This window comes from Rhizobium sp. P1_E1 (assembly GCF_056406015.1).
Window position 1 is genome coordinate 1 of record NZ_JBFUAY010000408.1, and the last position, 2,334, is coordinate 2,334.

The 2,334-nt window shown below is 60.4% G+C and carries 2 protein-coding genes and 1 pseudogene; 1 reads left to right on the plus strand and 2 read right to left on the minus strand.

Annotated features, from left to right (window positions below; all coding sequences use genetic code 11):
• Positions 1-310 precede the first annotated feature (310 nt).
• The gene (locus AC1D1Z_RS36405) at positions 311-1,522 is read right to left on the minus strand and encodes an NADP-dependent isocitrate dehydrogenase (protein WP_477853668.1); all 1,212 of its coding nucleotides are present in this window, start codon (positions 1,520-1,522) and stop codon (positions 311-313) included.
• A gap of 65 nt (positions 1,523-1,587) precedes the next feature.
• Here AC1D1Z_RS36405 and AC1D1Z_RS36410 point away from each other — a divergent pair.
• Positions 1,588-1,719 (plus strand): annotated as a pseudogene (locus tag AC1D1Z_RS36410) (L,D-transpeptidase); the annotation flags it as partial.
• A 90-nt stretch (positions 1,720-1,809) separates the two neighbouring features.
• On the opposite strand, the gene AC1D1Z_RS36415 reads toward AC1D1Z_RS36410, so the two are convergent.
• Positions 1,810-2,334 (minus strand): Crp/Fnr family transcriptional regulator (locus AC1D1Z_RS36415; RefSeq protein WP_477853669.1); only part of this gene is annotated, 525 nt, incomplete at its 5' end.

The following is a 2,334-nucleotide window of genomic DNA, read 5'->3' on the forward strand; positions in this document are numbered from 1 at the left end:
ACTCTTACCCTCGACACTTCTCGGTAGCAGCGTTGACGCCTGAACAGTTCCAGGCCCGGATGGATGGACAGTCTAGACCAAAGAATCTGTCGGCTTCGTCGGTGTCATCGATCAATCGGCAGAGATCCTCGCCGGCGACTGCTGGCTAGCGACGTTTCAGGCCACTTGCCTCGAGAGCCGTCTGCTGCGGCGGGAGTTTCTTCGACATGTCCCACTGAATCATAAACCCCCAGCCAAGGCCAGGGGTTTTGTCAGCACTCTGAATGCGGGGAATTTCCCGCCGCTTCCATGTTATCTTGGATAAGCCGGCTTACGCCATGGCCTTCTGCAGGTTCTCGTCGATCTTGTCGAGGAAGGCAGTGGTCGAGAGCCACGGCTGGTCGTGGCCGATCAGCCGCGCCAGGTCCTTGGTCATGAAACCGGATTCGACAGTGTCGACGCAGACCTTTTCGAGCGTTGCGGCGAAGCGGGCAAGCTCGGCATTGTCGTCGAGCTTGGCGCGATGCGCCAGGCCACGCGTCCAGGCGAAGATCGAGGCGATCGAGTTCGTCGAGGTTTCCTGGCCCTTCTGGTGCTGGCGGTAGTGGCGCGTCACCGTGCCGTGGGCAGCTTCGGCTTCCACCGTCTTGCCGTCGGGCGTGAGCAGTACCGAGGTCATCAGGCCGAGCGAGCCAAAACCCTGGGCGACCGTATCGGACTGGACATCGCCGTCATAATTCTTGCATGCCCAGACATAGCCGCCCGACCACTTCAGCGCAGAGGCGACCATGTCGTCGATCAGGCGGTGTTCGTAGGTGATGCCGACTTCCTTGAACTGATCCTTGAATTCGGTCTGGTAGATCTCTTCGAAGATATCCTTGAAGCGACCGTCATAGGCCTTGAGAATGGTGTTCTTGGTCGACAGGTAAACTGGCCATTTGCGCATCAGGCCGTACATCATCGAAGCGCGGGCGAATTCGCGGATCGACTCGTCGAGATTGTACATCGCCATGGCAACGCCCGAGCCGGGGGCGTCGAAGACGTCCTTCTCGATAACCGTGCCGTCTTCGCCGACGAACTTGATCGTCAGCTTGCCCTTGCCGGGGAAGCGGAAGTCGGTGGCACGGTACTGGTCGCCGAAGGCATGGCGGCCGACAACGATCGGCTTGGTCCAGCCGGGAACCAGGCGCGGCACATTCTTGCAGATGATCGGTTCGCGGAAGATGACGCCGCCGAGAATGTTGCGGATCGTGCCATTCGGGCTCTTCCACATCTGCTTGAGATTGAATTCCTTGACGCGGTCTTCGTCCGGCGTAATCGTCGCGCACTTGATGCCGACGCCGTACTTCTTGATGGCGTTGGCGGCATCGACGGTGACCTGGTCGTTGGTGGCGTCGCGGTTTTCGACCGAGAGGTCGAAATAGTCGATGTCTAGGTCGAGATACGGATGGATCAGCTTATCCTTGATGAGCTGCCAGATGATGCGCGTCATTTCATCGCCGTCGAGATCGGCGACGGGATTGGCGACCTTGATCTTGTTCATGTATCTGCCTCGTTCGAGCTTCAATGGGGACCGGCGTCCCGGGTGGGTGATGTGATGAGGAGCGCTATAGCCTGAAGCGCTTGGGCCGGCCGGCCTCGCATGGCTGCGTTCGCCTGCACTTCGAGAATGCCGCCCAGTTCTTCTCGCTGGCGCCACGGGCTGGCCGCGCCAAGACCCGCGTCGTGATCACGCGCTGATCTCGGCTCAGCGCCAGACTCTGAATTCGGCATCTGATCCGTTTTGCGCGCCGATCCCGGGTCAGCGCCCCGATGTTGGCAGATCCCGTTCTATGCGCTGATCATTCGCTCCAACTCATCCATGTCGGGCACGATGATATGTCGGAAGTTCTCGATGCGAATGACGCCGCTCTTGCGCAGCCTGGTCATCTGGCGACTGACGGTTTCGATCGTCATCCCGAGAAAATCGGCGATCTCGGTGCGGGACAGCGGCAGGTCGAAATCGGTGCTCGTGGCGGTCTGCGGTTCGGCGTGTGTGGCGATCAGGTAAAGCAGGCTTGCGACTTTCTCGCCTGCGGTGCGTCGGCCGAGCGTCAGCATCCATTCGCGCGCGGCGTCCAGCTCCTTTAGCGCCTGATCGTGAAGGCTGCGCTGCAGTTCCGGCGCTTCCGATATCATGCGGTCGAGCAGGTTGCGGGGGAAAAAGCAGATTTCGGCATCGGTCGCAGCCTCGGCCGACAGCGTGCTTTCGCGCACGAATGGCCTGCCGACGAAATCGGGAGCGAATTGCAGGCCGACGATCTGCTGGCGTCCGTCCGGCATCACTTTGCAGAGCTTCACCACCCCGCGCATGAT